This is a genomic window from Pseudomonas sp. 65/3-MNA-CIBAN-0223 (genome assembly GCF_040310425.1).
Classification (GTDB): domain Bacteria; phylum Pseudomonadota; class Gammaproteobacteria; order Pseudomonadales; family Pseudomonadaceae; genus Aquipseudomonas; species Aquipseudomonas gregormendelii.
The window spans coordinates 171,288-196,761 of record NZ_JBEOPV010000003.1 but is presented as its reverse complement, the minus strand read 5'-3'; the positions used below and the strand labels follow the sequence as shown (position 1 = coordinate 196,761).

Genomic DNA, 25,474 nt, shown 5'->3' with positions numbered 1-25,474 from the left:
TTGCCCGTAGAGCTCAACCGTCGCCGCCGAGCCACAGCACAGGATGTAGCGTCTCGGGTAACTGGATCACGGCCTCGCGGTGCCCTGAATGGGCAACGCGTACCACCATTTGTCCCGCGCAAACCATGTCTTGCGTGAGGAAACAGGGTGAAGGAAAAAAAGGCTGCAGGTGCAGCCTCAAGGATGGGGGCAGAGATGACTAAGCATCACTCATGTTTTCTTATAGAGCGTAGCTTTGTCGGCCAGGCAACAAGATCAATCGACTACATGGAACCTGGGTAGCATCCATTTCCAACGAATGGCGGCAATACGGCTGACAAAAACGAACGCAATGGCGATTGCAGACGCCACTTCAAGAGAAATCTGAAAATCCAACAGCGTGATGTAGGCGACTGCACCCAAAATACTGATGGATGCATAAACCTCACGTTTAAACACCAACGGTATTTCGTTACACAACACATCACGCATCACACCCCCGGCGACTGCGGTAGCTACACCCATGATCACTGCGATGCTGGGAGGGAGGTTTTGCTGAAGAGCCATATCTGTTCCTCTGACCGTAAATACAGCCAATCCAAATGCATCGGCTACCAACAACACCCTCTCGTTGAAGGTTTTCAAGGTCCTCGCCCAAATCATGGTTCCTAGCGAAGCACTAACCCCTACCAAAAAGCCATTCTCATTGGAAACCCATTCGATCGGATAATGTGCCATCAGTACGTCACGCAAGGCACCGCCGCCTAAAGCGGTGACTAAACTGATGGTGATCACACCGAACCAGTCCAACGATTTTCGCCCTGCCATCAGGGTGCCAGTCACTGCGAAGGCTGCAACGCCTGACAACTCACAGTAATAAATCACCCAACCAGCGTGGTAAGCCTTCATTTACGGAACCAGCCTGTACTGCAAATGGGAGAAGTTCTTGAAATGAAGCACCCTCAAAGACTCACATTGAGGTCTAATTACATTATCATATCATGATAATAAAATCATAACTGAGGCGAGCGATGAATACAGGGCAATAGACACAGCGGCGTATCGTCATGAGGGTTATCCACTTGGAAAAACCACTGTCGAATCAAGCGTGCGGGTCGAAACGATAGGTGACCTGGCAATGGCGTATAGCCCAGGGGTCGCGCGGCCTTGCTTGGCAATAGCCAAAAATCCGGACGACGTTTCCCAAGCCGTTGGATGGGCGCCTGCATTCGGGGGTAGCTGGAGCAGAGGCTAGATCGGCAATTGATTCGGGCGAGGCCATCTATCCCTTCATTTACCCGTTTCTGGTAAGCGTACCGTCGCCATTTTCTGATCACGGTCAATCTAGTTAACTGTCACGAACCTAATCGGTGACAAATAAATCCCCGACCATTACAATTTGATTAACATCGACCGTTTTAGGGTACTGGCAATTCCATGGAAAATAAGACTGCACGACTAACTGTGCTCATTGATCCCGTCAAGAAAAAAGCGCTTGAAGAGCTGTGCGCGTCTCAGGATCTGACGCCCTCTCAGGTCGTTCGTCAGCTTATTCGGGACTATCTGGAGACGCATGGCGTGTCCTACGCCACCAAAAGCAAAACTGCGGCCAATGGTAAGTGATTCATCTGCGCCTGAGCGGGCACGACGAATGCCTGCTCATCGCTCCTTCTACTCTCTTGCACCTATCTCTAGCCCTGTGGCTCGGAGTAGCTGCCCAGTGCACCACTGAAGTCAGCATGATAATGCTGTGAGCCGAGTGCCTGAAGAACCCCTGCCTTGTCGAGCTTGCCAAGGACTTTTTCGTTGGCTTCACACAACTTCACGACAATGCTGCGTTTACGCAACTGCTCAATAACTTCGAGCAGAGTGATCAACGTGACGGCGTGCGCAAAACCCGCAATGGGGCTGTTGCCGCCGTTGCGGATGTTGGTCGCAGTTCGAGCGATCGCGCCTGTCGCAGCAAAGCCACCCAACAGAGGAGTGACCAGGCTGGCAATGCCTTGTCCGATTAACTCCTGATTGGAGTCATGTTTGGTGCCGGCCATCCCGTCGGCGACAGCAGCAGACAACAGCGACCCGATCGCCCCCAGCATCGCGATCGCGAACGCAGGACCAATCAATTCAATGATCTGCGGCAGCGTTATTTCAGGAAGGCCAATTTTGGGCAGTCCTTGAGGAATCCCCCCGAATGCACTCCCGATCGTTGCCACGCAGTAGAATGTAAAACAGGAATGCAACGCCGTCACAACGACCATGGAAATCAGAGGACCAGGAACACGCCTTACGCCTGGTACTTTAGACGCGAGTATCACCAACAGCGGCTCAAAAGGGCTAAGAGGGTCGTTGGCACATGGAGTGCGGGCAGAGCCTGGATGAGGTGCCAAAGCCGCTCATGAAAATGGTCGCCACTGATGTTCGGCAAGCCCAAAAAGTCTTTCCACTGCCCGACCCAAATGATCACGCCGATGCCGGCGGTGAACCCAACGATCACGGGATCGGGAATGAACTTGATAAGTGCGCCAAGCTTGGTGATGCCGGCAGTAACTATATTGCACCCGCCATCATTGTCGCGATCTGCAAGCCATCAATGCCGTACTTGGCTGTCACGCTGGCCAAAATGACGATGAACGCCTCAGTAGGGCCGGCAATCTGTAGTCGACTCCCGCCGAAAAGCGAAACCAATAAGCCACCAACAATTGCCGTGTAGATTCCTTGCTCCGGCTTGACGCCCGGGGCGATGGCAAACGCCATGGCCAAGGGTAACGCCACGACGCCGACTATGACCCACGAGACGATATTTCGGAGCCAGTGCTTGCGCCCCTAGCAAGCCCGCTTTCCAAGCTTCTCGTATGGCAATCATGACTAGCCTCACGCTGGCGGCATGTGCATACTATTCACACGTAGTGATAATACCAAAGCAATTGGCCTAGCCTCGTACGACACCAGCGACCCTGTAGATACAGTGTCGAGAGCGCAGAAACATATGCCCGGAGACCCCGAATGAAACGCGAAGACGTCAAAACCAAACACGGTGAAGGCATGCACTTCGACACGCATGTGATAGTCAACCCGGCCAATACACACGAGTGGATCATTCTTTTTAAAAAGGAAGCCGGGAGAAGCTATTTTCTGGTCAATGACAATGAGGAAATTGAGTCATTTGGACACCTCGATGAACTGATCCGCGAGCTTCGAGAGCTGGGTATCAAGTCCGCCGAAGTTCATTTTTGATTGTTCCACCCAAGGCGTTCGATCATGTCAGTAAAGGTTGATCATGGCCTCCTCCCCTTTCGCTCCCCGCTATTTTGATCCGCTACACCGCGCTCATCCGCGCCACTCGTTCACCCCATGACTTGAGTGTCTGACGCGCAGGGCATTCGAGCGCGCAAAAAAAATGGCCACACAAGGTGGCCTAAGACGGGTTCAAGCATAGGAGGATCTCTATTGACCAATAGATACAGGCCCACCCTGAAGTCTTAGGGCCAATAGAGTGGGTCCGCTGGCTGATAAACCCCTTCATCAGCAGCGCGCAACTGACAATTTGATCCTGGTCTGTGGATCAGGACCTCGTTGCCTATCATTATAATAGTGTTAGCATGTGATTGTAATCAACATCTAATTAGGTGCTCGCATGACTACCGACTTCAAGAAGGCTGCACTGGATTACCACGAATTCCCAATCCCAGGAAAAATCAGCATCGCGCTGACCAAGCCTGCCGACACAGCCGCCCAGCTCGCACTGGCCTACAGCCCAGGCGTAGCGGAGCCCGTACGCGAAATTGCGAAGAATCCAGAGAACGCTTACCGCTTCACCGGTAAAGGCAATCTGGTGGCCGTGATCACCAACGGCACGGCCATTCTGGGCCTCGGCAATCTAGGCCCCTTGGCCAGCAAGCCGGTAATGGAAGGCAAAGCATTGCTGTTCAAGCGTTTCGCCGGAATCGATTCGATCGATATCGAAGTCAATGCCGAGAGCTCCCAGGCCTTTATCGAGACCGTCGTGCGCATTGCCGACACCTTTGGTGGCATCAACCTGGAAGACATCAAAGCGCCTGAGTGTTTTGAAATCGAAGAAGCACTGATCGAACAGTGCAGCATCCCAGTCTTCCATGACGACCAACACGGTACGGCCATCGTCACTGCCGCCGGCATGCTCAATGCACTTGAGATTCAGGGCAAAACCCTGGGTAATGCGAGAATTGTTTGCCTCGGCGCCGGTGCAGCTGCCACTGCTTGCATGCGCCTGCTGCTTAGTCTCGGCGCTCAAAAAAGCAACCTATACATGGTCGATCGTGTCGGTGTTATCCACTCCGCTCGGGAAGGCCTCAATCAATACAAAGCACAGTTCGTTAACGACGGTGGCCCTCGTACGCTGATGGAAGCCATGACCGGTGCTGACGTGTTTGTCGGCCTGTCTGGAGCCAATCTCCTACCGGCAGAAGCATTGGCAGCGATGGCACCTAACCCGATCGTGTTTGCCTGCTCGAACCCGGACCCTGAAATCAGCTACGAGCTGGCCATGGCCACACGTGATGACCTGATCATGGCGACCGGTCGCTCTGATTACCCTAACCAGGTCAATAACGTTCTGGGCTTTCCGTTCATTTTCCGCGGGACGCTGGATGTTCGCGCAACCCGGATCAACGAAGCGATGAAAATTGCGGCGGTGGAAGCACTGCGCCAATTGGCCAAAGAGCCGACACCGGTGCAAGTGCTGCAAGCATTCAACGTCGATAAACTTGAGTTTGGCCGCGATTACATCCTCCCCAAAGCGCTCGATGCTCGCTTGCTCGGAGCAATAGCCGGTGCAGTGGCCAAGGCCGCTATCGACACCGGCGTTGCGAAGCTGCATTACCCGGCGCACTACCCGCTTTAAGCTGACGTCAATCATGCAGAAGTGCAGCAGCTATAAGACCTTTTTCACGGTTGGCAGCTGTTGCACCCCGGGTTATCCAGCCGCTGCACCTCCTGAATATCGACAGTCCGCCATTTTGCAAAATTACCCGCTTTTGGCCTATCGCCAAGTGAAGCTATCGCGATCCCCGGCAGGCAATCAGCACGCAGGTTTGCCATCCCAGGCAGTCCTGATCACCGATCAGAAGAAACGGCAGCCATCGGCTTCAACACTCAACGCGCAGCTCCGTCCAAATCGCGAGGACCAGGTGATATCAGATATACATAATCGGTTGGCTTTTTTGCTCCTCATCTGCTTGAGACAAGGGTGAATAAATGCCGATCAAATATGTCAGGAGTCTCACCGGGCGAAGGCGTACCACCGCCGCAAACCGACATCTTGGCTTCTCCTTGGCCTTCGTCGCGGGAGCAATCAACGCTGGCGGTTTCCTGGCAGTGCATCAGTACACCTCACACATGACGGGCATCGTCTCTTCGATGGCAGACAACAGTGTGCTGGGAGCCTACGACCTGGTACTTAGTGGCGCCGGCGCATTGTTGTCTTTTCTGGTTGGGGCTGCGTGCTCTGCGGTCATGGTCAATTACTCCCGACGCAGACGGATGCACAGTGAGTTTGCAGTGCCACTTTTGGTCGAGGCCTTTCTGCTTATCTGCTTTGGCTTTCTGGGCGCCCAACTATCCACAGTGAATGGTTTGTTCGTGTCAGTCACCGTGATGCTCCTGTGCTTCATCATGGGGCTACAAAACGCGGTGATCACCAAAATTTCAAAAGCCGAAATCCGAACGACACACATCACCGGCATCATCACGGACATCGGAATTGAGCTGGGAAAACTCCTCTACTGGAATGCCGCCAGCACATCGACACACCCAAAAGTTCTCGCCAATCGGACCCGGCTCAAAATACTGATACTGCTGGCGCTGAGTTTTTTCTTCGGCGGCGTGATGGGGGCATTTGGGTTCAAGCACATTGGTTACATCTCAACGGTACCGCTCGCGATGGTTCTGGTGACGCTGGCAATCGTGCCTGCCTTTGATGACGCCAGGCTTTTTGTCCGCCGCGCCATGCGAAAGTGAGCCAATGACTTTTGCTGAGCGCGCCCACCGCAAACATTAACATTATATGTTAATGTTATGCGCGTATTCGGTGGAGCAGTGACAGCACGCTTGATCCGGTAGCTCGCCCCGTAACAGCAGCATCCTCGAGTAGTTCTGTGCGGCGCGAGATCTGACATCCGTCTCAGGATGACCGTCATTTGATCCGCGATGACCTGCGCAGTCACGGCGCGGAGGATGAAACACAGCACACTGGCGCGGTGAAAGCCGTCAGACAGTCAATGCCTATCAGCAGACTCGTGACACCAGTCTCAATGACCCAATCAATACAGCAGGCTGACAAAGCTCTGTTAAGGAAGAGACCATGAGCAGAACAATCGCAATCATCAAGGGCGACGGCATCGGCCCCGAGATCATGCAAGCGACGCTACGCGTACTCGACGCCCTTGACTGCAATCTTCGCTACGACTTCGTTGAGGCCGGCCTGGAGGCGTTGCAGCAACATGGACAGCTGATGCCACCCGCCTCTATCGATACGATCGCCAAACATGGCATCGCACTTAAAGGCCCTCTGACGACACCGATTGGCCGTGGGTTCTCATCGATCAACGTTCACCTTCGCCGCCATTTCGATCTCTACGCCAATGTTCGACCAGCGATCAGTTTCCCGGGAACCCGTTCGCGCTTCGAAGATATCGACATCATCACAGTGCGCGAAAATACCGAGGGGGCTTACTTACCCGAAGGACAGAGTATTTCAGAAGACGGCGAAGTCGCTTTGGCGAGCATCCGCGTAACACGCACCGCCTCCGAACGCATCGTGCGATACGCGTTCGAGCTGGCTCGTAGCAAAGGCCGCAAGAAAGTTACCGCGGTGCACAAGGCCAACATCATAAAGTCTTGCTCCGGTTTGTTTCTTGAGGTTGCGCGCGAGGTCGCTGCGGATTATCCGGAAATCGAATTCCACGAAATGATCGTCGACAACGCCTGTATGCAGTTGGTAATGAACCCCCATCAATTCGATGTCATTGTCACCACCAACCTGTTTGGTGACATCCTTTCAGACTTGTGCGCAGGCCTGGTGGGTGGATTGGGCTTGGCGCCCGGGTCTAACATCGGCGCCGATGCGGCCATCTTCGAAGCGGTCCACGGTTCGGCACCGGACATCGCTGGCAAGAATATCGCAAACCCTTGTGCATTGTTGTTGGCTGCCGCGGACATGCTTGATTATATGGGCATGGTGGATAAGGGGACACGCATTCGTACCGCTATCCGCGTTGTTTTGAAAACCGCCTGCGATCAGGTGACACCGGATATGGGGGGAACCGGAACGACTGAGTCCTTCGCTGACGCCTTGGTGGCCTACTTGCGTGACTAGATAGACGTAATCGCCAGCTCAGTCAGAGCTGGCGTTTTTATATCCTGCGCTACGGCTACCGCCCCTCTTTGATTGAAGAGAAATCAAAATGCCCAAGAGGGGTAGGTCTTTACCCATCAGCACCGACTACAGGCAAAATTACCCACGAATCACTGGCGCCCCTTCGCAACAGGAAGACAGGCAACCCGATTAAAAAACCTCCTGGTGCTCCTCTGATTGGAACTTATAACTCGTCGAGTCTTGCACCACCCTCAAGCAGGGAATCTTGTTATTTTTGTTATGTTTCAATCTTTATAATAAAACAAGGGCAACACATTTAATTACTTACTGCAGTTTCTGTCGCCGGTTGCCGGCACTGCATACGGGTATATATGTGGAGCTTCTATACGCTCTTTCAGCTTTGCAGCATAGTCCTTTGCACCCTGCTCATTGCGGAACTGAATTCGCCGGACACCTACACACACGGACCATAGATCTTCACTCTGACTAGACAGATGTTCGACCCTGACAGACATGACGACACTCCAAGAAAAAAATTCAAAAATGAATTTCAGCCACCTTGATACCGATTTCACGCAGCTCATGAATCAAATCATCAAGGTGTCGGAAGGGTTCAATTTCTTCATTGTCATTGACCAGGAAAAAGCTTCTTCCTGCTTCCTTTTTAAAGAATGCGATCCACTCCTGGGTGTTGGCCGGATTGGCAATTAAATGGGTGTCAAACTGAATGCCTTCAGCGTGTTTGATTTTTACGTCCTCACGTTTCATGCAGCTCTCCAAGCGCTCACATCTTTCTGTTCTCATGCGTGATTTGCCTCCCGGCAGTTGAGCAAAACCGTCGCTCCCGCCTGAGGCAAGGTCGAGCAGATTGCCTTTCTATTATCACCGCATGATAATATTATGCACATATGAACCCCCGGAGGCTAGTCATGAACAAAACCACCGATCTCTATGAGGTACCCCGGCCTGAGCGCTGCCACCCAATTCTTTGTCTTTGAAAGCCCACAACCTTGCGGGTAAGCGTCAAGTGATAAAGCTCTGACGGCCAGATCGAGGACATAGCCGAACCCAAAAAGCTCTCACGATCAGCAATGAGCTATCAGCTCCACACCCTGGAGGTAATTGCCTGTACGGGTTCATAGTGACTTACTTCACCGTGATGATTGCACCTTCAAGTGCACATAGGACGTCATTTTAAAAGACATGAGATGAGTCCCTCGCCACAACGGATCGCCTTTGCTTTTGATTTACCGCGTACGGTTTCTGAATTTTAAGGACGAAAGTCATCATGCGAAAAACAGAAATTAAAATGTGTGTCCCGCTCAATGTACCGACACTAGAGCCCGGGCAGCGATTGTTGGTTTGCCTTGAGCAATGCGTCGTCGTCCAGCAGCGAGAAACAAAAATCTATCAGGTTGTTTTTGACTGCAAAGCACCTAAAACAACACGAATTCTTTGGACAGAGGACGAGTGGATTTTCATCGGCAGGCACAAGCAAAATGCTGAAAAAGATCCTTTGCTGGCTACATTTGTATCAACACTAAAAACTGAGTAGAGGGTTTCCTACATAATGTTAAAAATAACTATCAGTGTAGGGCATTAACTGCTTAAAGACGCTTAACGCTGATTACTTGCAGGGGCGTACTTTAAATATTCTCTCGAATCAAGCCCGTGGCCATTGATCACCAACAATGGAACTCCCATGGAGCGCTCATAATCTGCGCGAAGCGCGAAGAAGCTGTCCTCCGCCCGGCCGTCGAGCAGCGGCATCGGCATCGGGTCAGTTTCTGTGCATATAGAAAAGCTGCCCATGTCTCACACGCCAGCTTTGGCGCCTGGCAGCTTGCCCCATGGATAACCGCAAACCTGCAGGGCTGATACGAGCATCATCATGTGGTTTGGGAATGACGATCGGTTTCGCTCTAATGCAGCTGACTGTCGATCCATTGCCCAGCCGCCGCCATCGCCTCGGCCAGCGCACTGGGGCCGAGAAAGCCATCAGATGCTGGGGTGTAAAGCTGTATGGATATCGTGAAGTTTCCACCTAGAGCCAGTGGTTTTGTGGGGGTAAAAACAATCAAAAATAAAAAAGGGTCGCGAGATAAAATCTCGCAACCCTTTGAATTATATGGTCGGGACGGAGTGATTCGAACACTCTACCCCTAGCACCCCATGCTGCAGGGGCGCTAAAGAGCTATACAGAACAGTCCTTTGGAACGGCGCCCACTGCAATCGATGCCTGACCATGACTAACCGTGTTTTACGAATCCCCGCAAAAGTCCCTACACCCTGCATCCCGGCGTCCTGCCGACCGCACAAACATCAACCTCGCCAAATATTTCAGCAGCTTTTCTAGCTCTGCTTCGAAAATCACAAAGAGTGTTTCCGCGCCACCCAGAGCACTGTTTTTTTTTGACGTCAAAAATTGATGCTTTGCCATTATTTCGCCACCAGCTACGATCCGCAGACGACCTATGCATTGGGTAAAATATGAGCATCGCACCGAAGCATGGCTGGAAATGGGCCTACAAAAAACTGCGCGGACTGGACTGCTCACGACGAGCGGCCTTTTACAGGGCGACGCTCTATTCAATTCGAGGCGATACGGGATCGTTTTACGTCGACCGGAGCTGGGAGAAGGTCCGCCTTCGTCGTTAATTGTGTGCCATCAACAGGAAGTCCGGATCATTCTTACTCCGGGCGTCTATGGCCCAGCCCAAGACCACACTTCAGTAATGCAGCAGTAACATCGGGAATGGCCTGCAGGTCTTTTGTTTCGCGAGTGTGCATTGACGATTGTCTAAAACCTTCTGCCGACCGAATACCAACCCTTTTTTTGACTGCTACGCCGACCTCTTCACGGAGGAATCTCGATGCCCAACTCAGACCTGCTTCCTTCACTGCTCTTCAAAATCAACGAAAACCAGCTTGCCCTGGAGGCTGCCATCATGGAGCTAAAGATTTGGGTCGAGCAGCGCGCTGCAACCGAGGTCGGTGGCAATGTGAGAGGTGCCTTGGAAACGATCGACAAAAATGAAGAGTTCATCAAGATGACGCTGGCGGTGATGATGACGCCGGAGTGATCGCTCACAGGCAGAAATCGGCCGATTCTGTTGAAAAAATCGGCCATGGTTCTTGCGGCATAAAAGTGCGCGTCACAGGATGAGGGTTCAGCGACAGTGGCCTCGAAACGCGGGGCCATGGAAAACATAGGCGTGTCTGAAAATGGCACAGTTCTACCGATGACCGCCCATCAGCTAGATTCCGCGCCCGGAGCAGGCCACTAAACTTCACAAGGGGGATGAATCAACGCACTTCAAATCAGGAGCTCTGTGATGAACAGAAAATCTTGGCTGGCGTTGGTAGTGACGGTAGGGGCGATTTCAGGTTGCGCAATCAGAACCGAGATTGTCGATGTCCCCCTCAATGCTACCCCGCAAAACGCAGAGCATGTCGCTCGAGCCACCCTCAGTCCGGTGGGCAACCAAACCAGTATCTGGCTCACCGTCGCTGGTGTCCCTCACGACTTGGCCGTACCTAGCCGCCTCGTTAGTGCTATCTACTCTGGCTCGTGCCAGCGGTTGAGTGCACAACCGGTATACGAGACCCGTCAGGCCAACAGCGTCGAGTATCCATCGTTGGCCCCGCGTACCCAGCATTGGGCCGAGGCGCCGGTGGCGCTGAGCGAACTGACCAAGGGTGACTATGTCTTGCTCGTTCGCACAAGCTCAGCGGACGGTAGCCGCCCCCTTTTCTGCGGCAACATCAGCGCGAGCTAGGGGCACATCAAGCAAATCGCTCGGAACCGTGGCCTGCTCAAATCTGCCAGGCCACGGTGAGGCCTTCATCAGTACTGCCGCCAATACTGAGGTGCCAGTAGCCGCAAGGTCCACGCACGCCATCGGCGTAGCTTGTCAGGGTGGCGATACCAAGCCTTCGATTGATCGAAAGGTGGCGTCAAGCTCAAGCCTGATCACGCCGCAAAAGCCTGCGAATCTGCGGTTATACAACCTCGAGCGAATGATGAGCATCTTTGGCATTTGGGGATTGCTTGAAGCGATCAAGGCATGATCATATCGCTGCAACGTCGGTAAGAGGCTATGTTGACCGCACAGACCAATCGTTACTTCCTACTACCAACTTCACAGGCAATCCAAAAAATCTCAGCCTTGAACGTATCAAGTGTGTTTTCGCACAGTCTGGGTCGATTGTAGCCCCCAATCATCAGCGCAAAACTTCCCTTACATATGCCTGGCATGAAGCCAGCGCAATCAATCCTTGGTCGCCGGCGTCGGTGATTCCGATAATTCGTTGAGCATGCGCTGGGTCAAGTCCGGCGCGCGCTCCTCCCTGAACCACGCCGCCGGCGCCGGTATCGGCTGGCACTGAACAGCCACTGGCTGTATCCGTTGCGTCGAGAAGGACTGACAGCCGCAAATCAGAAGTGGCAAGGCGATCGCGCAGGCGAGCTTGGTCTTTTTGAGCACCGCTCAGCTCCTTGTAGTGGGCTTGGTCGCTGGCCGCCAGTCGCTGCTCGAGCGCCAAGCGTTGTTCCTGATCCGCGCGCACCTGGGCGGCGGCTGCGTTGCTGAAGAAGGTCAGGTCTGCCTGATACGTGGCGGACTGCTCGGCGAGTTGCTTACCGTAGCGCCAGTCCAGCACCTTCCATGCCCCGCCTACGTGCGGCTGGCGTGACGGAGGAAGATCGGAAAGCGCTGCTCGGCCACAAGAACGGCAGCATCACCAGTCACTACTCGGGCGCTGAGCTCGGGCATTTGATCGAAGCTGCGAACATGGTATCAGCAACCGATTCGCGTGGACCGGTCCTGACAATCTTGAAGAGGAGGCAGGCGTGAAAAATCGAGAAGTCACGCAAAAGTCACGCACATGAAAAAGCCCAACTCGCTAAAGTTGGGCTAAGTCATTGAATAATATGGTCGGGACGGAGTGATTCGAACACTCGACCCCTAGCACCCCATCTCCTTTTTCATACTTCTTGAAAGATTCCAAAATTTTACTCTGGATTTTTCTAAGCTAGTATTTACTTGAGCTCCAGCGGTGTTCTGCTCTACGAGAGTCCAGGAACGTCCATCAAGAGCCGACGTTTTTGTGGGGGTAAAAGTAGGGGGAGTCCATTTCATGGCCAAAATCACCATCAAAGAACTTGAGTCGCTGACCGTCAATGATGCCGGCCGGATCCTCCGCGAGGATGGTAATCTCGCCGGTCGAATCTCAGTCCGCAAGGACGGCGTGTCAGTCAGCTTTTTCTACCGTTATCGCTGGGGCAATCAAAACAAAGAGTACGCCTGCGGAACCTGGCCGCGCAAATCCCTGACGGACATCCGCAAGGCCCGCAACCAGGCCCGGGCGCTCATTGATGAGCAGATCAATCCCAGCGAGCAAAAGAAAACCGCCAAGGCCCAGGCATACGCCGCTACTAACGTAGAGGCTGAACAAGTAAAAACGACGAAGGTGAAAACGCTGACCGTCCAGGATCTGGCCAGCGCGTGGCTGCTGGATGGCGTAGCGCGGAAAGATGGCAATGCTGAATTGCAACGACGCTTTAACAAGGACCTTTATCCGGCACTCGGCAAGACCGCGGTGAGCAGCGTCTCCGAACACGATGTTCGGGCGCTGATCCGCGCCGTGGTCAACCGCGGCGCTCACCGGCAAGCCATCAGTTTCTTCGCCGACCTCACTCAGATGTTCAGCTGGGCCAGAAAACGTCAGCCCTGGCGGGCCTTATTGATCGAGGGCGATCCGACGGAACTGGTCGACATCTCCCCTCTGATCCCAGCCGACTACGAGGCCGAAAGAAGCCGCATCCTTTCACCGGCTGAGCTGTTGGAACTGCACAACCGCTTCCAGCAAATGACTGCCGATTACAACGCCCTGCCCGCCGGGCAAAAATACGACGGCATACGGCCGCTAAAGAAAGAAACCCAACTCGCACTCTGGATCAGCCTGGGTACGCTGTGCCGGATTGGCGAGTTGCTCCAGGCCGAATGGAAAAATGTCGATCTTGACCGGCAGACCTGGTTCCTCCCCAGTGAAAACGTCAAAGGCACCCGGGGCAAGAAACAGGACCACCATGTGTTCCTCTCGCCATTTGCCCTGCATTTCTTTCAGGAACTCAAGACGCTGACGGGAAACTCTGAATGGTGCTTTCCCAACAAGCAGGATGATGGGCATGTGGATGTGAAAGTGGTGAGCAAACAGGTCGGCGATCGTCAGGCTCGGTTCAAAAACCGTAAGGCCCTCTCTAGACGGCGTCATGACGATACCCTGGTGCTTGCTGACGGCCAGAACGGTGACTGGACCCCGCATGACCTGCGCCGTACCGGCGCGACCATGATGCAGGCCTTGGGGGTCAGCCTGGACGTCATCGATCGCTGCCAAAATCATGTGTTGGCCGGCTCTAGGGTGAGGCGTCATTACCTGCATCACGACTATGCCGAAGAGAAGAAAAGCGCCTGGAACCTGTTGGGCGATCGGCTCAGTGCCGTTCTTTCCTCAACCTACGAGCATCCTCCGGTCGAGTCGATGATGTCCTTTCCAGACTACGCAGCCGCAGAGACTCTGCCGTCGTCATAAGTCGAATTCTTATAACGCTGAACTCCTTGTAGTTATGTATATATCGCTGAGAGCTCGGTTCGGGTCGATTCCGACCCGACATGACACGCAGCAATCGGCCAATAGCGGTATAGCTGGTTCTGTTATTTTCCCGCTGACAGATCGTCGGAGAGCTTACTTGCACGTCAGTTATGTGAAACAGAGGTATGCTATTAAACAACTAACACTAATCGCGTATACGCCCCTTCCGCCATAGGCAGAGCACTACCAGAAACCCGCCCATCGACATCAGTGCTGCACAGAGAAATATCGCAGCAAAACCAAAACCTGACGCAACCAGGCCCATCACCGGACCGGCCATCCCCACTGCAATATCGAAGAATAATGAAAGGGCGCTGAGCGCCGAGTTACGGTTCGCGGCCGGAGTGCTAGCCAAAGTCTCCACCCCAAGCCCCGGATAGACCCATGACACCCCTATCCCGGTTAACGCCCCGCCGGCAATGGCCAGCGCAGGCGAAGGCGCGAGCCATATCAGCAGCATGCCCAATGTCTGCACAAGCAGGCAGCCGCCCACCACTTTGTACCCTCTGAATCGCTGCAGTATTCCTGGCGACGACAATCGGGCAACGATAAAACCTGCGCCGAAACCACTTAAGCAATAGGCGGCGTAATCCCAGCCGAGACTATCGAAATACAGTGCGACGAACGCCGTAAGCCCGCCAAATCCCACCGAGCTGCAAACCAGGACCAGGCCATTGGGCATGACGGCGAACAGGACTCGGTGAAATGCCAGACGGGCGCCTGCAACCAATGGCGCTGGGCGCTTGCCCAGAGCCAAAAGCAGGAACGCCAAGCCAAGCAACACGGTGCACAACCCCACACTGGCGATACCCATCGAATTGCGCAGCAGCACACCCAGTGGCGCGCCAACAGCCGTGCCGCCGTAAGCCGCTATTCCGTTCCACGACATGACCTGTGCCGCCCGCGGGGCACCACATAACCCGATGGCCCAGGTGCAGCAGGGCGTGGAGATCATGGCCGTGGACGCCCCCAACACCAGCCTCCCCAGCAGTAATAGCGTCAGGGTCAACCAGGGTTGGGTGGGCAGGATAATGGCGAGCGCCGTCAGGGCGCCGCTCAACATCAAGCCACTGAACCCGCACACAACCGCGTATTTGGCACCCAGGCGATCGGCCACACCACCGGCCAAGGGGCGGGCCAGGAGCGTCGCCAGGTATTGCGAGCTGATAACCACGCCGGCGAAAACCGAGGTCAGGCCCAGGTCATTGAGGACATAGCCCGGCAACACCGCAAGCGGCAAGCCACTGCATATGTACGAGATAAAGTTGAAGCTGATAATGGACAGGATCAACCAATCGCTGCGGATTGCCTTGCCGTTGCTACGGATTGAAACACCGATATCGCTCATCACTCATGCCGCTCTATACCTCGTATGACATCCGCCAGTAGCTGCGGGTGTGATACGAACGGCTCGTGCGCCGTATCTATCTCAATAACCACGCCCGCGCCAGCACGTTGCGCAAAACGGCGTTGCCAGTCGACGGGCAGGATGTTGTCGCGCAGTGTGATGATGTAACTCGCCGGAATCATTCCCAGGTATCCCGCACGACTGATGGAGTCTGTCGCCACACAGAGTGGCGTCGTGTCCTGGCTCGCTTCGCTTAACAACCAACTCATGGTTTGCTCACTCAAGTCCTGACCGAACATGGCCACCGCCAGCGCTTGAGGGGTTGTGTGCGCGGGGTCCAGCGGCCAGCCGACATGTTCCGGGCTTTCGCCATGCAGCGTTGTGCCAAGTAACTCCAGAATCGATTGGCCTTCACTGGGCAATGCGCAGGCCAGGTAAACCAGCTGCGAATATAGTTGCGGAGCAGCCAGCACCATCATTGGCAGCACGACCCCCGCAATGGAATGCCCAAGCAACACGGCCTGGTTCACACCGAGTGCATGCAGGTCGTCATTAAGCTCCTTGACCACATCGTCGAGCCGCAGGGACGCAACATCTCGACCGCGCTTCTTGCCGCACCCAGGCATATCCAGAGTGATCACTCGTTTGAAACATCCGGGTTGTTGGTTTAACGCCTCCACAAAAGGCTTCCAACACCACGAGCCATGGTTGCCGCCATGCAGCAATACTAAATCAGTCATGCGCACACTCCTTGCTGCGGGCGCCGGTGGTCCCTGTTTTGATCACTTGATTGCATAGCAGCCCACGGCGACGACGTATCCATTAACCCGCTGCAGAAAAGTCCTCTTGTATTCATTCTGCCCCGTCATAGGGTTACGCCATTGATAAGTGATCTCCCCTGCTTCATGCGTGTTCATCTGCTTGAGTATGTCCTCGCCAATCGGCTTGCCGTCGGTAGAGCGCAATGACTTGAAGTCGGTGCCGATCAGCCGGGGCGAAAAGCCGTGAGCGATGAACCGCCTGGTTTTCAGGTCCACCACAAAGGCATAGAGATCATCCTGGGTGAGCTGCTTATCGTGCTGATTAATGCGCCCGACAGTGGCTTTTGCGTCGCTGGCAACTTGCGCCGAAATCTGGCGCAGCAGCTGTTGTGCCTGTTCAGGGCTGGACCGTGGCATGTAGTAACCCACGGAGATCACCCGATCTTTCACACGTTGATAGAACACGCGCTTACGCTCGACCTTACCGTGTTGCCAGTTCCACCAGCGGTATTCGGCGCTACGCACGATGCCGTCGTCTGGCTGCGAAATCGCTTGCTGGAATGCAGCCTTGAGGTCGTCGTCCAGAATGCTGACCACCGGTTTTCCGACCAGTGAAACCGAAGGCCCTCCGCTGGCAAGCATCACGCCGGAGGTATCGACAACGTAGATGTACAGCTCTCCATCGACATAGGCTCCCTGGCGACTGAACTCAGCCAGGGCGGTGTCGCCCTTGGCTTTGTATTCGGCGACAGCTTTTAACAGCAAGGCGTTGGCACGCTGGGTGTCGGCACCATAGGCATCCACTGGCGCTTGTTGAGCCATGCCGACAAGAGAGACAAGGCACAGGCCAAGAACAGTGAACGCTCGATAGAGGCTCATGGGTGTTGTTCCTCTGGTGATCTTTTTGATGGCCGAAGGTCCACCGTCAGATTGTCAATGAGCCGCGTTTTGCCGATGCGCGCCGCCACAAGAATCACAAAGTGAGTATCGGAGCTGGTCAGAGGTTTTAAATCCTGAGCATTCCTGACTTCAAAGTATTCCGGCTGAAAACCGGCGTCGCTTATACGTTGATGACATTCAATCAACAGGTGCTCAGTCACCCGCCCCTCAACCTGGATACTCGCCTCCATTTGCTTCAAACAAGCGTAAAGGACGGGGGCCACCGAACGCTCATGGTCACTCAGATAGCCGTTGCGCGACGATAATGCCAAGCCGTCCGCGGCCCGGATCGTCGGTGCACCGACAACGTCAGTCACCATATTCAGATCCCTGACCATGGAGCGGACGACTGCCAGCTGCTGATAGTCCTTTTCCCCGAAAACAGCCACGTCTGGCTGAACAATGTTCAGCAGCTTGACGACGACAGTGGCCATGCCATCAAAGTGACCAGGACGTGCCGCAGCGCAAAGACCTTCAGACACGTTCGGCACACTGATGATGGCCTGATTGAGCATTCCATCTGGATAGATCTGTTCGACAGCAGGGGCAAACAGCGCATCACACCCGGCGTTGACCAGTCTTTCGCGATCGGCGTCGGGGGTCCGAGGATAGTTGGCCAGATCCTCATTCGCCCCGAACTGGAGTGGATTGACGAAGATGCTGGCGACCACAAAATCGGCTCGCTGCTTTGCGCAATGAATCAGGGCGATATGACCGTCATGCAGGTTGCCCATTGTCGGCACCAGCGCGACTTTCTTGTTTTCACCTCGTGCACGGGCCACGAGCGCACGAAGCGCGCTAACCGTATCGACTGTCAGCACCGCTTCACGCCTCTTGGACCAATTGAGCTTCGATTGCTTCAAGCAAACGAGGATCATCAGCCGCGATGTCTGGAGCGAAACGGGCAACGACCGTGCCCTGCCGATCAATCAGAAACTTTTCGAAATTCCAGAGTACGTCCGTTGTGTTGTCTGACTTGATGCCATAACCCGTCAAGCGCTCTCGGAAAGGACCTTCACCCGTGGACTCGGGCTGTGCAGCAGTCAGCTCGGCGTAGAGAGGATGCTGGTCCGCGCCGACAACCGAGATTTTCGAGAACAACGGAAAGTGAATGTCATAGTTCACTGAACAGAACTCAACGATTTCCACATCGCTACCCGGTTCTTGCTCCTTGAAGTTGTTGGCGGGGAAACCCAGTATTTCCAGGCCTTGGGATTTTTTGTCTTGGTACAGTTTTTCCAAGCCCTCGTATTGCGGGGTCAGCCCGCATTTTGAAGCGACATTGACCACCAACAGGACCTTGCCCCGATAGTCGCCAAGGGTGCGGACGCTTCCATCGATCTGCTTCAGCGAAATGTCGTAAAGGGAATTACTCATCTGTTTGCCTCATGCAAATGTGCTTCAAAGGGTACGGCCGATAATTTCTTTCATGATTTCAGAGGTGCCGCCATAGATGCGCGCGACCCGGGCGTCAACCCAGGCGCGGCTGATCTTGTATTCGCTCATGAAGCCGTAGCCGCCATGTAATTGCAGAAACTCATCAAGCAGCTTGCCTTGCATCTCCGAGCCCAGCAGCTTGGCCATTGCCGCGATTTCCGGCGTCAGTTCACCGCGCATCACTTTGGCCAGACAGTCGTCGACGAACACCCGCAGCATGGTGGCCTGGGCCTTGGCTTCAGCGAGTTTGAAGCGGGTGTTCTGGAAGTCGAGCACCGGTTTTCCGAAGACCTTGCGCTCCCGCGTGTAGCCGATGGTTTCTTCCAGCAGCGTGTCGATGGATTGCGCGGCACGGATCGCGATGATCAGGCGTTCCCAGGCCAATTGATGAGTCAGGTATTTGAATCCCATGCCCTCCTCACCCAATCGATTGCCGACGGGCACCCGGACTTCATCAAAAAACAATTCGGCAGTGTCTTGCCCTTTCAGGCCAATCTTTTCCAGCAGACGCCCCTTGGCGAAGCCGGCTCGGTCTTCCTCAACGCAGATCAGTGTGAGTTCCTTGGCCGCCGGATCAATCTTGGTGGCGGTGACCACCAGTCCGGCATTGCCGCCGTTGGTGATAAAGGTCTTCTGGCCGTTGACGATGTAGTCATCACCGTCACGCCGCGCCGAAGTGCGCATGGCACGCAGGTCGCTGCCGATACCCGGCTCGCTCATGGCGATGACGCCGATCAACTCACCACTGACCATACGTGGCAGCCATTGCTGCTTCTGCTCTTCGCTGCCATAGGCAACGATGTAAGGCGTGACGATTTCCGAGTGGGTGGTGAAACCCACGGCGGTAGCGTTGGCCCGCGCCAGCTCTTCGATCATCACCGCCGAGTGACCGAAGTCGCCTCCGGGGCCACCGTATTCTTCAGGCACCGTGGAGCATAACAAGCCGTTCTCACCGGCCTTGAGCCAGACTTCCTTGGGAACGATGCCGTTTTTTTCCCACTCATGCAGGTAGGGCACGATTTCGCGGTCGACGAAACGGCGGGCCTGATCACGGAACATGTTGTGGTCTTCTCGAAATACGCCACGCATTTTGCTTACTCCAGATCGATTCTTGTATTAGGCGATGGGTAATCAGCGGTCCTGGTAATTGGGATCGCGCTTGTCGACAAAAGCCGCCACCGCTTCATGATGGTCTTCGGTGTGATGCGCCAACGCCTGATACGCCGCCGACAATTCCAGCAGCGAATCGAGGCGCATATGTTGGCCTTCGCGCAGCAGACGCTTGCACAGGCGTAACGCATGACCCGGGTTGCTGGCGATTCGGCGCGCGAGCGCCTGCGCTTCCGATTGCAGCGTTTCGTGGGTGCAGACTTGCTCGACAAGCCCCCATTCCAGCGCCTTGGCTGCATCGATAGCGTCACCGGTAAACGCCATCAGACTGGCTTTAGGGATACCAATGATGCGCGGCAACAGCCAGGCGCCGCCGTCACCCGGAACGATGCCCAGACGCACGAAACTCTCGGCAAAGATCGCCTTGGGCGCCGCCAGCCGGATATCGCACATACAGGCAAGATCGAGGCCCGCACCGATCGCCGGGCCGTTAACCGCGGCGATCACCGGGATATCCAGCTCATAAATCGCCAGGGGAATACGCTGAATGCCGTCCCGGTAGGTATTGCGCAGTTCATACGGCGAGCCGGCGAAAATGCCGCCGCGCTCGTGCATGTCCTTGACGTTGCCACCGGCACAGAAAGCGCTGCCATTGCCGGTAAGCACCATTACCCGTACCGACATGTCACGGCGCAGTTCAGCGCAGAGATCGACAAACTCCTGGATCTGCTCGCGCGTCGTCAGGGCATTGCGCGTGTCGGGATGGTTCATGCGCACGGTGACGATGCCGCCCTCACGCTCAATCTGTAGAAACGGGCTCATACCGGATTACTCGCGAGACGGGTTAAGGGTTGTTGGCCATGGCTGGTGAGCAAGGGCCAGTATCCATCGCTGCCGCCTTGGCATATCTGAGTACCCAGGCGTTGACTCCAAAGGCTGGCCGAGCCGAATTCACTGCGCCACGCCCACAACCGACGGGTGAGCAGATGCAGCGGATATTCCTCGGTAAAGCCAATGGCGCCATGCACTGAATGGGCGATGCTTGCGCCGACGCTTGCGGCTTCTGCGGTGCTGATTTTTGCCGCGGCAATGGTCAGCGCCGCGAGCCCCGCACTGGATTCCGTGAAGGCCGCCTCGGCCGCGATGCCGGCGGCGGCAGCCTGCTCAGCGAACACTGCAAGCTGTTGTTGAATGGCCTGGAAAGAACCAATTGCCTTGCCGAACTGCTTGCGTTCACCGGCATAGTTGGCGGTCATGTCCAGTAGGGCGTGCAAAGCCCCGGCGGTCTGCGCCGCGCGCAGCATCGCGCCGCCCAGTTCCAGGACGTTGGCGTCGAGCCCGCCGGGCAACGGTGCTTGTGCCAGTACCTGGGCACTGGTGAAACCCAAATCATCGCGCGGTTCGCCTGCCACATTCAGACTCAACGTCAGTTCACTCGCCGCGATTCGCGACAGCAGCACCACATGCGCCACGCCGGTTGGGCTATTGGCGATGGCGACGACCGCTTCAACGTTGCGCCCCCAAGGGACCGAGTAGACGGTGCCGTAAACGCGCTCGCCCTCAAGTACCAGATCGGCGTTGGCGGCCACGCTGATGGCACCTGCCCTGCCCTCCAGGCCAGCCCTGCTCAGCAGCCAATTGCCGAGCAGGGCTTCACCCAAAGGTGCAGGTACTGAAAAGCGCCCAGCGGCACGGATCAGCACATACATATCGGCCCAACTGGCCTCAGCGCCGCCCAGCGCTTCGGTGACACCCGCCAGGGTGAAGCCCGACTCGTCCAGCGCAGCCCATAACTCGGCCGGCCATTCGCCGCCTTCACAGCTCATCACATAAGCCGGCGTCGCCAGATCGGCAAACAGGCGTTCAATCGTCGCTTCGAATATCTCGCGCATTATCGCAACCCCAGGCCGCGGGCAATGATGCCGCGCAGAATTTCGCGAGTGCCCCCGCGCAGTGAGAATGAGGGCGCCATCTGTGTCAGGTAGGCCAGCACGCGTGCGTGCTCGCTGCCGCCGTCCTGCCGTGGCTCGGTTTCCAGCAACAGCTGGGCTACTTCGGGAATTTCCTGCTCAAAAGCATTGCCAAGGTCTTTCACACAGGAGGCCGCCCAGGCTGGATGTTCACCCGCTGCCAACTGTGCCGTGACCGACAACGACATATTGCGCAGCGTCAGCAGCTTGGCTGACAGTCGCCCGATCTCCCGCGCTTGTAGTGCGTCAGGGGACTTGCCCACCGCGTCGATCAGTGTTTTCAACAACGCCATACAACTGAGGAAGCGTTCAGGGCCGCTGCGTTCGAAGGCCAGTTCGGCGGTCACCTGGTCCCATCCCTTCCCTTCAGTGCCGATCAAAGCGTCGGCGGGTAGCCTTACATTGTCGAAGAACACTTCGTTGAAGTGCTCGCCACCGGCCAGGTCGCGAATCGGGCGAATGGTGATGCCGGGCAGGCTCAGGTCGACGATGAATTGCGACATGCCCTCATGCCGGGCCGCTTGTTTCTCACCGGTACGCACCAGGGCAATCATGTACTGCGAATGGTGCGCGTTGGTGGTCCAGACCTTCTGGCCATTGACGAGCCAGCTATCGCCATCACGCACAGCAGTGCTTTTGATCGAAGCCAGGTCCGAGCCGGAATTGGGCTCGCTCATGCCAATGCAGAAGTAACTTTCACCCCGGCAAATGGCTGGAAGAAAGTGCTGTTTTTGTTGCTCGGTACCGAAGCGATTGATCAGCGGCCCACTTTGCCGGTCGGCGATCCAGTGAGCCGATACCGGCGCACCGGCGGCCAGCAATTCTTCAATGATCACGTAGCGTGCAAAAGGACCCGCCTCGCCACCGCCGTAGGCTTTGGGCAAGGCCATGCCCACCCAGCCCCGCGCGCCGAGCTTCTTGCTGAATTCAGCGTCGAAGCCCATCCAGGACTGTGCACTCAAGGTCGGTGGGTAATCGGCCAGTGTGTCGAGAATGAACGCCCGCACTTCGGTGCGAAGCGCTTCCGCCTCGGGAGGAATATTACTGTAGGAAAATTGACTGATGGCCATATGCGCTCTCTAACGCTGAACACAGGCGCAATCGCTTCGAACGAAGCGACCACAGATCGGCAACCGCTCCACAGTCGCCGTTGGCCGGCGACTGTAGGAACAGCGGCAACTTACAACGCGGTTTGCGCGTCAGCCTCGGCAAACATCGCATTGATGTCGCCGGAGGTGACCGGCTTGTTGTCGTGACGACCATGATCGGCACCACCCAAGCCCAGTGCTGGCTCGGTGCTGACGTGCGTGGCCTGAGCCCGCAGCGCGCCGACCGTGCAGTTTTCCCGACCGTGGATAGCGAACGGATCGAAGGAAAACTCACGCATTGCGTTCAAGTGAGTGACTTTGTCGATCATCTCTTTAGGCAGGTGCTGCAACCCTTCCCAAGCGGTTTCCGGCGAGTTCGGCCAGGTGCAGTCGGAGTGCGGGTAATCGCTTTCCCACGTAACCATCTCGGCGTTCAGATAATCGAGGTTCTTCAGGCCGAAATTATCTTCAATGAAGCAGGTGATGAAGTGCTTGTTGAAGATGTCGCTGGGCATCTTCCCGTCGAAGTTGGAATTGGTCCACGCGTTATGGTGACGGTGGGTGAAGTCAGCACGCTCCAGCAAATAAGGAATCCAGCCGATGCCGCCTTCGGAAAGCGCCATGCGCAGGTCCGGGAATTTCTTCCACATCGGCGCCCAGATCCAGTCTGCGGCGGAGTTGGCGATGGAAATCGGCATGGAGGTGATCCAAGCGTCGATAGGCGACAAATCCGAAGCGTGTTGAGCTTTCACGCCGGTACCGATATGGCAGCAGATCACCACCTTGTTATCGCTGCAGGCTTTCCACAGCGGGTCCCAGTAATCGCTATGGATCGACGGGTAGCCATGAATAGCCGGGTTGTCCGACAGCGAAAGCGCGTGCACACCTTGTCTGGCCAGACGTTCGACTTCGGCAGCCGCGGCTTTCATGTCCCACCACGGCACGATCATCAGCGGAATGAAACGGCCTGGCGCAGCGTTGCACCAATCGTGCAAATGCCAGTCGTTGTAGGCCTGGATGGCCGCCATCGCCACGTCTCGGTCAGCGTGTACCTGGAAACGCTGTCCGGCAAAACCCGGAAAGGTGGGGAAGCACAATGAACCGAGTACGCCGTTGGCGTTCATGTCGTCGACGCGGTCCTTGATGTTCCAGGTGCCACGGCGCATTTGCTCGTAGCCCAGCGGCTCCATGCCGTATTCCTCTTTTGGTCGACCGACCACGGAATTGAGGCCCATGTAGCCAGTGGCCTGTTCCTCGAAGACCCACACATCACGATCACCCTTTTTGACCACATGCGGCTCACGACCCTTGAAGCGGGCGGGCATGTGGCGAGCAAAAGCATTCGGCGGCTCGATCGCGTGGTCATCGACGCTGACAAGAATCAGATCTTCAACTTTCATTGTTTTCCCCTTCGCATTCGGGCTTGTTGTTGTGCCTGAATCATAGTGCACATCTCTATTTAATTAAACACATTTTTTGAATCTGTTCATATTAAATCGAGTGCGCATCTCCATCAGTCCCACAGCACGTGCAAATAGTGCGGACCGCGCAGCTGTGCGCCGACGATCTGCGGCCCGGGTTTGTCAGGGTCGAGACGGATGTTGGGCATCAGGTCGAGGATCGCATTCAGTGCGCAGTTGATCTCGGTTTTGGCCACGAATTGACCGATACACATGTGTGGGCCAAAGCCGAAGCCAAACGAAGGTTTGGGCTTGCGGTCGATGTCGAATTTATCGGCGTTTTCGAATGCATCTTCGTCGCGATTGGCCGAGGTCACGATGCATTGCACCATTGCCCCTTTGGGGATGGCTACACCGCGGATCTCCAGGTCCTTGGCGGCCTGACGCACCTTGAAGGTGGCCACAGGCTCGAAGCGCACCGCCTCGTCGATGGCCTTGTTTACAAGGCTACGGTCATTACGCACCCGCTCCAGCACCTCCGGATTTTGCAGCAGCAACGACATCAAGGTACCGAAGGTGCGAGTCGTGGTTTCGCTGGCAGCCGGGAGCAGTGAGCGTACAAAGGTGGCGATTTCATGATCGTCCAGCGACCGTCCTTGATACTCCGCGTTGATCAGCCGGCTGATCAGGTCATCGCCCGATGCGCCCTCGGCGCGACGCTCGGACACCACCACTTTCACCACATCGTACAGAGCCTGAGCGGCCTGCATGGCCGCGCCGCGGGCCGCGGCGGCTTTTTCCGGATCGACTTGCGGGCCCGCCAGGATGGCCAGCGCCCAGGCCGCGTACTGCTCGATCTGCTCGGGACGATCCTCGGGAAAGCCGATCAACGCGTAAATCACCCGGATCGGAAAATACAGGGCAAAGTCCATCAGATCGGCACCCTTGGCCGGGACCATCGGCTTGAGATACTCCTCGCGAATCACCCGATCGATCTTAGTTTCTTTCCAGCGATTCACCGTCTCGGGCATGAATACCGGTTGCAGCAGATTACGGATGTTCTTGTGAGCATCCCCGTCCATTGCAGTGAGGATCAAGCCATCGAAAAACGCACCCAGCCCCTCGGCGATAAAACCGCTGGTAAAGGTGCCGGCGTCACGCATGACCGCCATGACATCGTCGTATTTGAACAGTGTGAAGGTTGGCCGGCTGGCATCCAGGCCGGCAATCGACGGCACGCCCAGACTTGCCATGAAGTTGCCTTGCAGCACGGGCGAATTGGCGCGCATATCGCGGTAAGTCGCGTGCAGGTCGATATCGCTGGTACCGCGATAATTACTGGCTACGTCGGTGAAAGCCTTCGTCAGATCGTTCTGCACCGGTGTGGACATGATCGTCTCCGCTATTTTTGTCATTATTTTTTGTCAGGTAGCTGCT

The 25,474-nt window shown here is 55.6% G+C and carries 23 protein-coding genes and 3 pseudogenes; 10 read left to right on the top strand and 16 right to left on the bottom strand.

Translation table 11 applies throughout. From position 1 onward, the window contains the following. Positions 1-3: 3 nt before the first annotated feature. Together AAEZ09_RS29380 and AAEZ09_RS04230 are read right to left on the bottom strand one after the other, a co-directional pair. A pseudogene (locus AAEZ09_RS29380) lies at positions 4-127 on the bottom strand (efflux RND transporter periplasmic adaptor subunit); the annotation flags it as partial. Between the two features lie 128 nt (positions 128-255). Next, on the bottom strand, positions 256-888 hold the full coding sequence (locus tag AAEZ09_RS04230; RefSeq protein ID WP_350598238.1) for a trimeric intracellular cation channel family protein: 633 nt from the start codon (positions 886-888) through the stop codon (positions 256-258). A 528-nt stretch (positions 889-1,416) separates the two neighbouring features. Here AAEZ09_RS04230 and AAEZ09_RS04225 point away from each other — a divergent pair. Continuing rightward, on the top strand, positions 1,417-1,602 hold the full coding sequence (locus AAEZ09_RS04225) for a ribbon-helix-helix protein (protein WP_045060687.1): 186 nt from the start codon (positions 1,417-1,419) through the stop codon (positions 1,600-1,602). Positions 1,603-1,841: 239 nt separating this feature from the next. Here the strand turns inward: AAEZ09_RS04225 and AAEZ09_RS04220 are convergent. Continuing rightward, positions 1,842-2,842 (bottom strand): annotated as a pseudogene (locus AAEZ09_RS04220) (SulP family inorganic anion transporter); the annotation flags it as partial. A 140-nt stretch (positions 2,843-2,982) separates the two neighbouring features. Here AAEZ09_RS04220 and AAEZ09_RS04215 point away from each other — a divergent pair. From AAEZ09_RS04215 to AAEZ09_RS04200, 4 genes are all read left to right on the top strand, one after another. Next, a complete protein-coding gene (locus AAEZ09_RS04215; protein ID WP_045060686.1) occupies positions 2,983-3,213 on the top strand; it encodes a hypothetical protein in 231 nt (76 codons plus the stop codon). Between the two features lie 400 nt (positions 3,214-3,613). After that, positions 3,614-4,858, top strand: coding sequence for a malic enzyme-like NAD(P)-binding protein (locus AAEZ09_RS04210; RefSeq protein ID WP_045060685.1), 1,245 nt, complete (start codon positions 3,614-3,616; stop codon positions 4,856-4,858). Positions 4,859-5,211: 353 nt separating this feature from the next. Continuing rightward, positions 5,212-5,973 (top strand): YoaK family protein, encoded by a 762-nt coding sequence (locus AAEZ09_RS04205; RefSeq protein WP_045060684.1) that lies wholly within the window; start codon positions 5,212-5,214, stop codon positions 5,971-5,973. A gap of 343 nt (positions 5,974-6,316) precedes the next feature. Further along, the gene (locus AAEZ09_RS04200; RefSeq protein ID WP_045060683.1) at positions 6,317-7,330 is read left to right on the top strand and encodes an isocitrate dehydrogenase; all 1,014 of its coding nucleotides are present in this window, start codon (positions 6,317-6,319) and stop codon (positions 7,328-7,330) included. A 537-nt stretch (positions 7,331-7,867) separates the two neighbouring features. On the opposite strand, the gene AAEZ09_RS04195 is transcribed toward AAEZ09_RS04200, so the two are convergent. Beyond that, positions 7,868-8,098, bottom strand: a complete 231-nt coding sequence (locus tag AAEZ09_RS04195) for a hypothetical protein (protein WP_045060682.1) — start codon at positions 8,096-8,098, stop codon at positions 7,868-7,870. Between the two features lie 520 nt (positions 8,099-8,618). On the opposite strand from AAEZ09_RS04195, the gene AAEZ09_RS04190 reads away from it, so the two are divergent. The 3 genes from AAEZ09_RS04190 to AAEZ09_RS04180 all read left to right on the top strand — a co-directional run bounded on the left by AAEZ09_RS04190 (position 8,619) and on the right by AAEZ09_RS04180 (position 11,109). Continuing rightward, a complete protein-coding gene (locus tag AAEZ09_RS04190; RefSeq protein WP_149658773.1) occupies positions 8,619-8,885 on the top strand; it encodes a hypothetical protein in 267 nt (88 codons plus the stop codon). A gap of 1,318 nt (positions 8,886-10,203) precedes the next feature. Continuing rightward, the gene (locus AAEZ09_RS04185; RefSeq protein ID WP_350598233.1) at positions 10,204-10,413 is read left to right on the top strand and encodes a hypothetical protein; all 210 of its coding nucleotides are present in this window, start codon (positions 10,204-10,206) and stop codon (positions 10,411-10,413) included. A gap of 252 nt (positions 10,414-10,665) precedes the next feature. After that, the gene (locus AAEZ09_RS04180; RefSeq protein ID WP_350598231.1) at positions 10,666-11,109 is read left to right on the top strand and encodes a hypothetical protein; all 444 of its coding nucleotides are present in this window, start codon (positions 10,666-10,668) and stop codon (positions 11,107-11,109) included. Between the two features lie 445 nt (positions 11,110-11,554). Here the strand turns inward: AAEZ09_RS04180 and AAEZ09_RS04175 are convergent, their stop codons facing one another. Beyond that, positions 11,555-11,992 carry a lysis system spanin subunit gene (locus tag AAEZ09_RS04175; protein WP_350598228.1) on the bottom strand — a complete coding sequence of 146 codons (438 nt, stop codon included), beginning with the start codon at positions 11,990-11,992 and terminating at the stop codon, positions 11,555-11,557. A gap of 11 nt (positions 11,993-12,003) precedes the next feature. Here AAEZ09_RS04175 and AAEZ09_RS04170 point away from each other — a divergent pair. Both AAEZ09_RS04170 and AAEZ09_RS04165 read left to right on the top strand, forming a co-directional pair. Beyond that, a pseudogene (locus AAEZ09_RS04170) lies at positions 12,004-12,186 on the top strand (tyrosine-type recombinase/integrase); the annotation flags it as partial. A 283-nt stretch (positions 12,187-12,469) separates the two neighbouring features. Then, positions 12,470-13,924 (top strand): tyrosine-type recombinase/integrase, encoded by a 1,455-nt coding sequence (locus AAEZ09_RS04165; protein ID WP_057005066.1) that lies wholly within the window; start codon positions 12,470-12,472, stop codon positions 13,922-13,924. A gap of 205 nt (positions 13,925-14,129) precedes the next feature. On the opposite strand, the gene AAEZ09_RS04160 is transcribed toward AAEZ09_RS04165, so the two are convergent. From AAEZ09_RS04160 to AAEZ09_RS04110, 11 genes are all read right to left on the bottom strand, one after another. Beyond that, positions 14,130-15,332, bottom strand: coding sequence for an MFS transporter (locus tag AAEZ09_RS04160; protein ID WP_057005065.1), 1,203 nt, complete (start codon positions 15,330-15,332; stop codon positions 14,130-14,132). Next, complete coding sequence (locus AAEZ09_RS04155) at positions 15,332-16,072, bottom strand: alpha/beta fold hydrolase (RefSeq protein ID WP_057005064.1); 741 nt, start codon at positions 16,070-16,072, stop codon at positions 15,332-15,334. Before AAEZ09_RS04155 ends, AAEZ09_RS04160 begins: the two co-directional genes overlap by 1 nt. A 42-nt stretch (positions 16,073-16,114) precedes the next feature. Then, on the bottom strand, positions 16,115-16,972 hold the full coding sequence (locus AAEZ09_RS04150; protein ID WP_350598225.1) for a cache domain-containing protein: 858 nt from the start codon (positions 16,970-16,972) through the stop codon (positions 16,115-16,117). Further along, on the bottom strand, positions 16,969-17,853 hold the full coding sequence (gene panC, locus AAEZ09_RS04145; RefSeq protein ID WP_350598222.1) for a pantoate--beta-alanine ligase: 885 nt from the start codon (positions 17,851-17,853) through the stop codon (positions 16,969-16,971). The genes AAEZ09_RS04150 and panC overlap by 4 nt, the downstream gene beginning before the upstream one ends. Before the next feature lie 4 nt (positions 17,854-17,857). After that, positions 17,858-18,409 carry a glutathione peroxidase gene (locus AAEZ09_RS04140; protein ID WP_057005061.1) on the bottom strand — a complete coding sequence of 184 codons (552 nt, stop codon included), beginning with the start codon at positions 18,407-18,409 and terminating at the stop codon, positions 17,858-17,860. Positions 18,410-18,433: 24 nt separating this feature from the next. Next, positions 18,434-19,558 carry an acyl-CoA dehydrogenase family protein gene (locus AAEZ09_RS04135; RefSeq protein WP_057005060.1) on the bottom strand — a complete coding sequence of 375 codons (1,125 nt, stop codon included), beginning with the start codon at positions 19,556-19,558 and terminating at the stop codon, positions 18,434-18,436. A 42-nt stretch (positions 19,559-19,600) separates the two neighbouring features. Then, complete coding sequence (locus tag AAEZ09_RS04130) at positions 19,601-20,401, bottom strand: crotonase/enoyl-CoA hydratase family protein (protein WP_057005059.1); 801 nt, start codon at positions 20,399-20,401, stop codon at positions 19,601-19,603. After that, the gene (locus AAEZ09_RS04125; protein WP_057005058.1) at positions 20,398-21,471 is read right to left on the bottom strand and encodes an acyl-CoA dehydrogenase family protein; all 1,074 of its coding nucleotides are present in this window, start codon (positions 21,469-21,471) and stop codon (positions 20,398-20,400) included. The genes AAEZ09_RS04130 and AAEZ09_RS04125 overlap by 4 nt, the downstream gene beginning before the upstream one ends. Beyond that, the gene (locus AAEZ09_RS04120; RefSeq protein ID WP_057005057.1) at positions 21,471-22,619 is read right to left on the bottom strand and encodes an acyl-CoA dehydrogenase family protein; all 1,149 of its coding nucleotides are present in this window, start codon (positions 22,617-22,619) and stop codon (positions 21,471-21,473) included. The genes AAEZ09_RS04125 and AAEZ09_RS04120 overlap by 1 nt, the downstream gene beginning before the upstream one ends. A gap of 110 nt (positions 22,620-22,729) precedes the next feature. Continuing rightward, on the bottom strand, positions 22,730-24,037 hold the full coding sequence (locus tag AAEZ09_RS04115) for an amidohydrolase family protein (RefSeq protein ID WP_057005056.1): 1,308 nt from the start codon (positions 24,035-24,037) through the stop codon (positions 22,730-22,732). Between the two features lie 113 nt (positions 24,038-24,150). Then, entirely contained in the window at positions 24,151-25,428 is a 1,278-nt protein-coding gene (locus AAEZ09_RS04110; RefSeq protein ID WP_057005055.1) for a cytochrome P450, read from the bottom strand. Between the last annotated feature and the right edge of the window lie 46 nt (positions 25,429-25,474).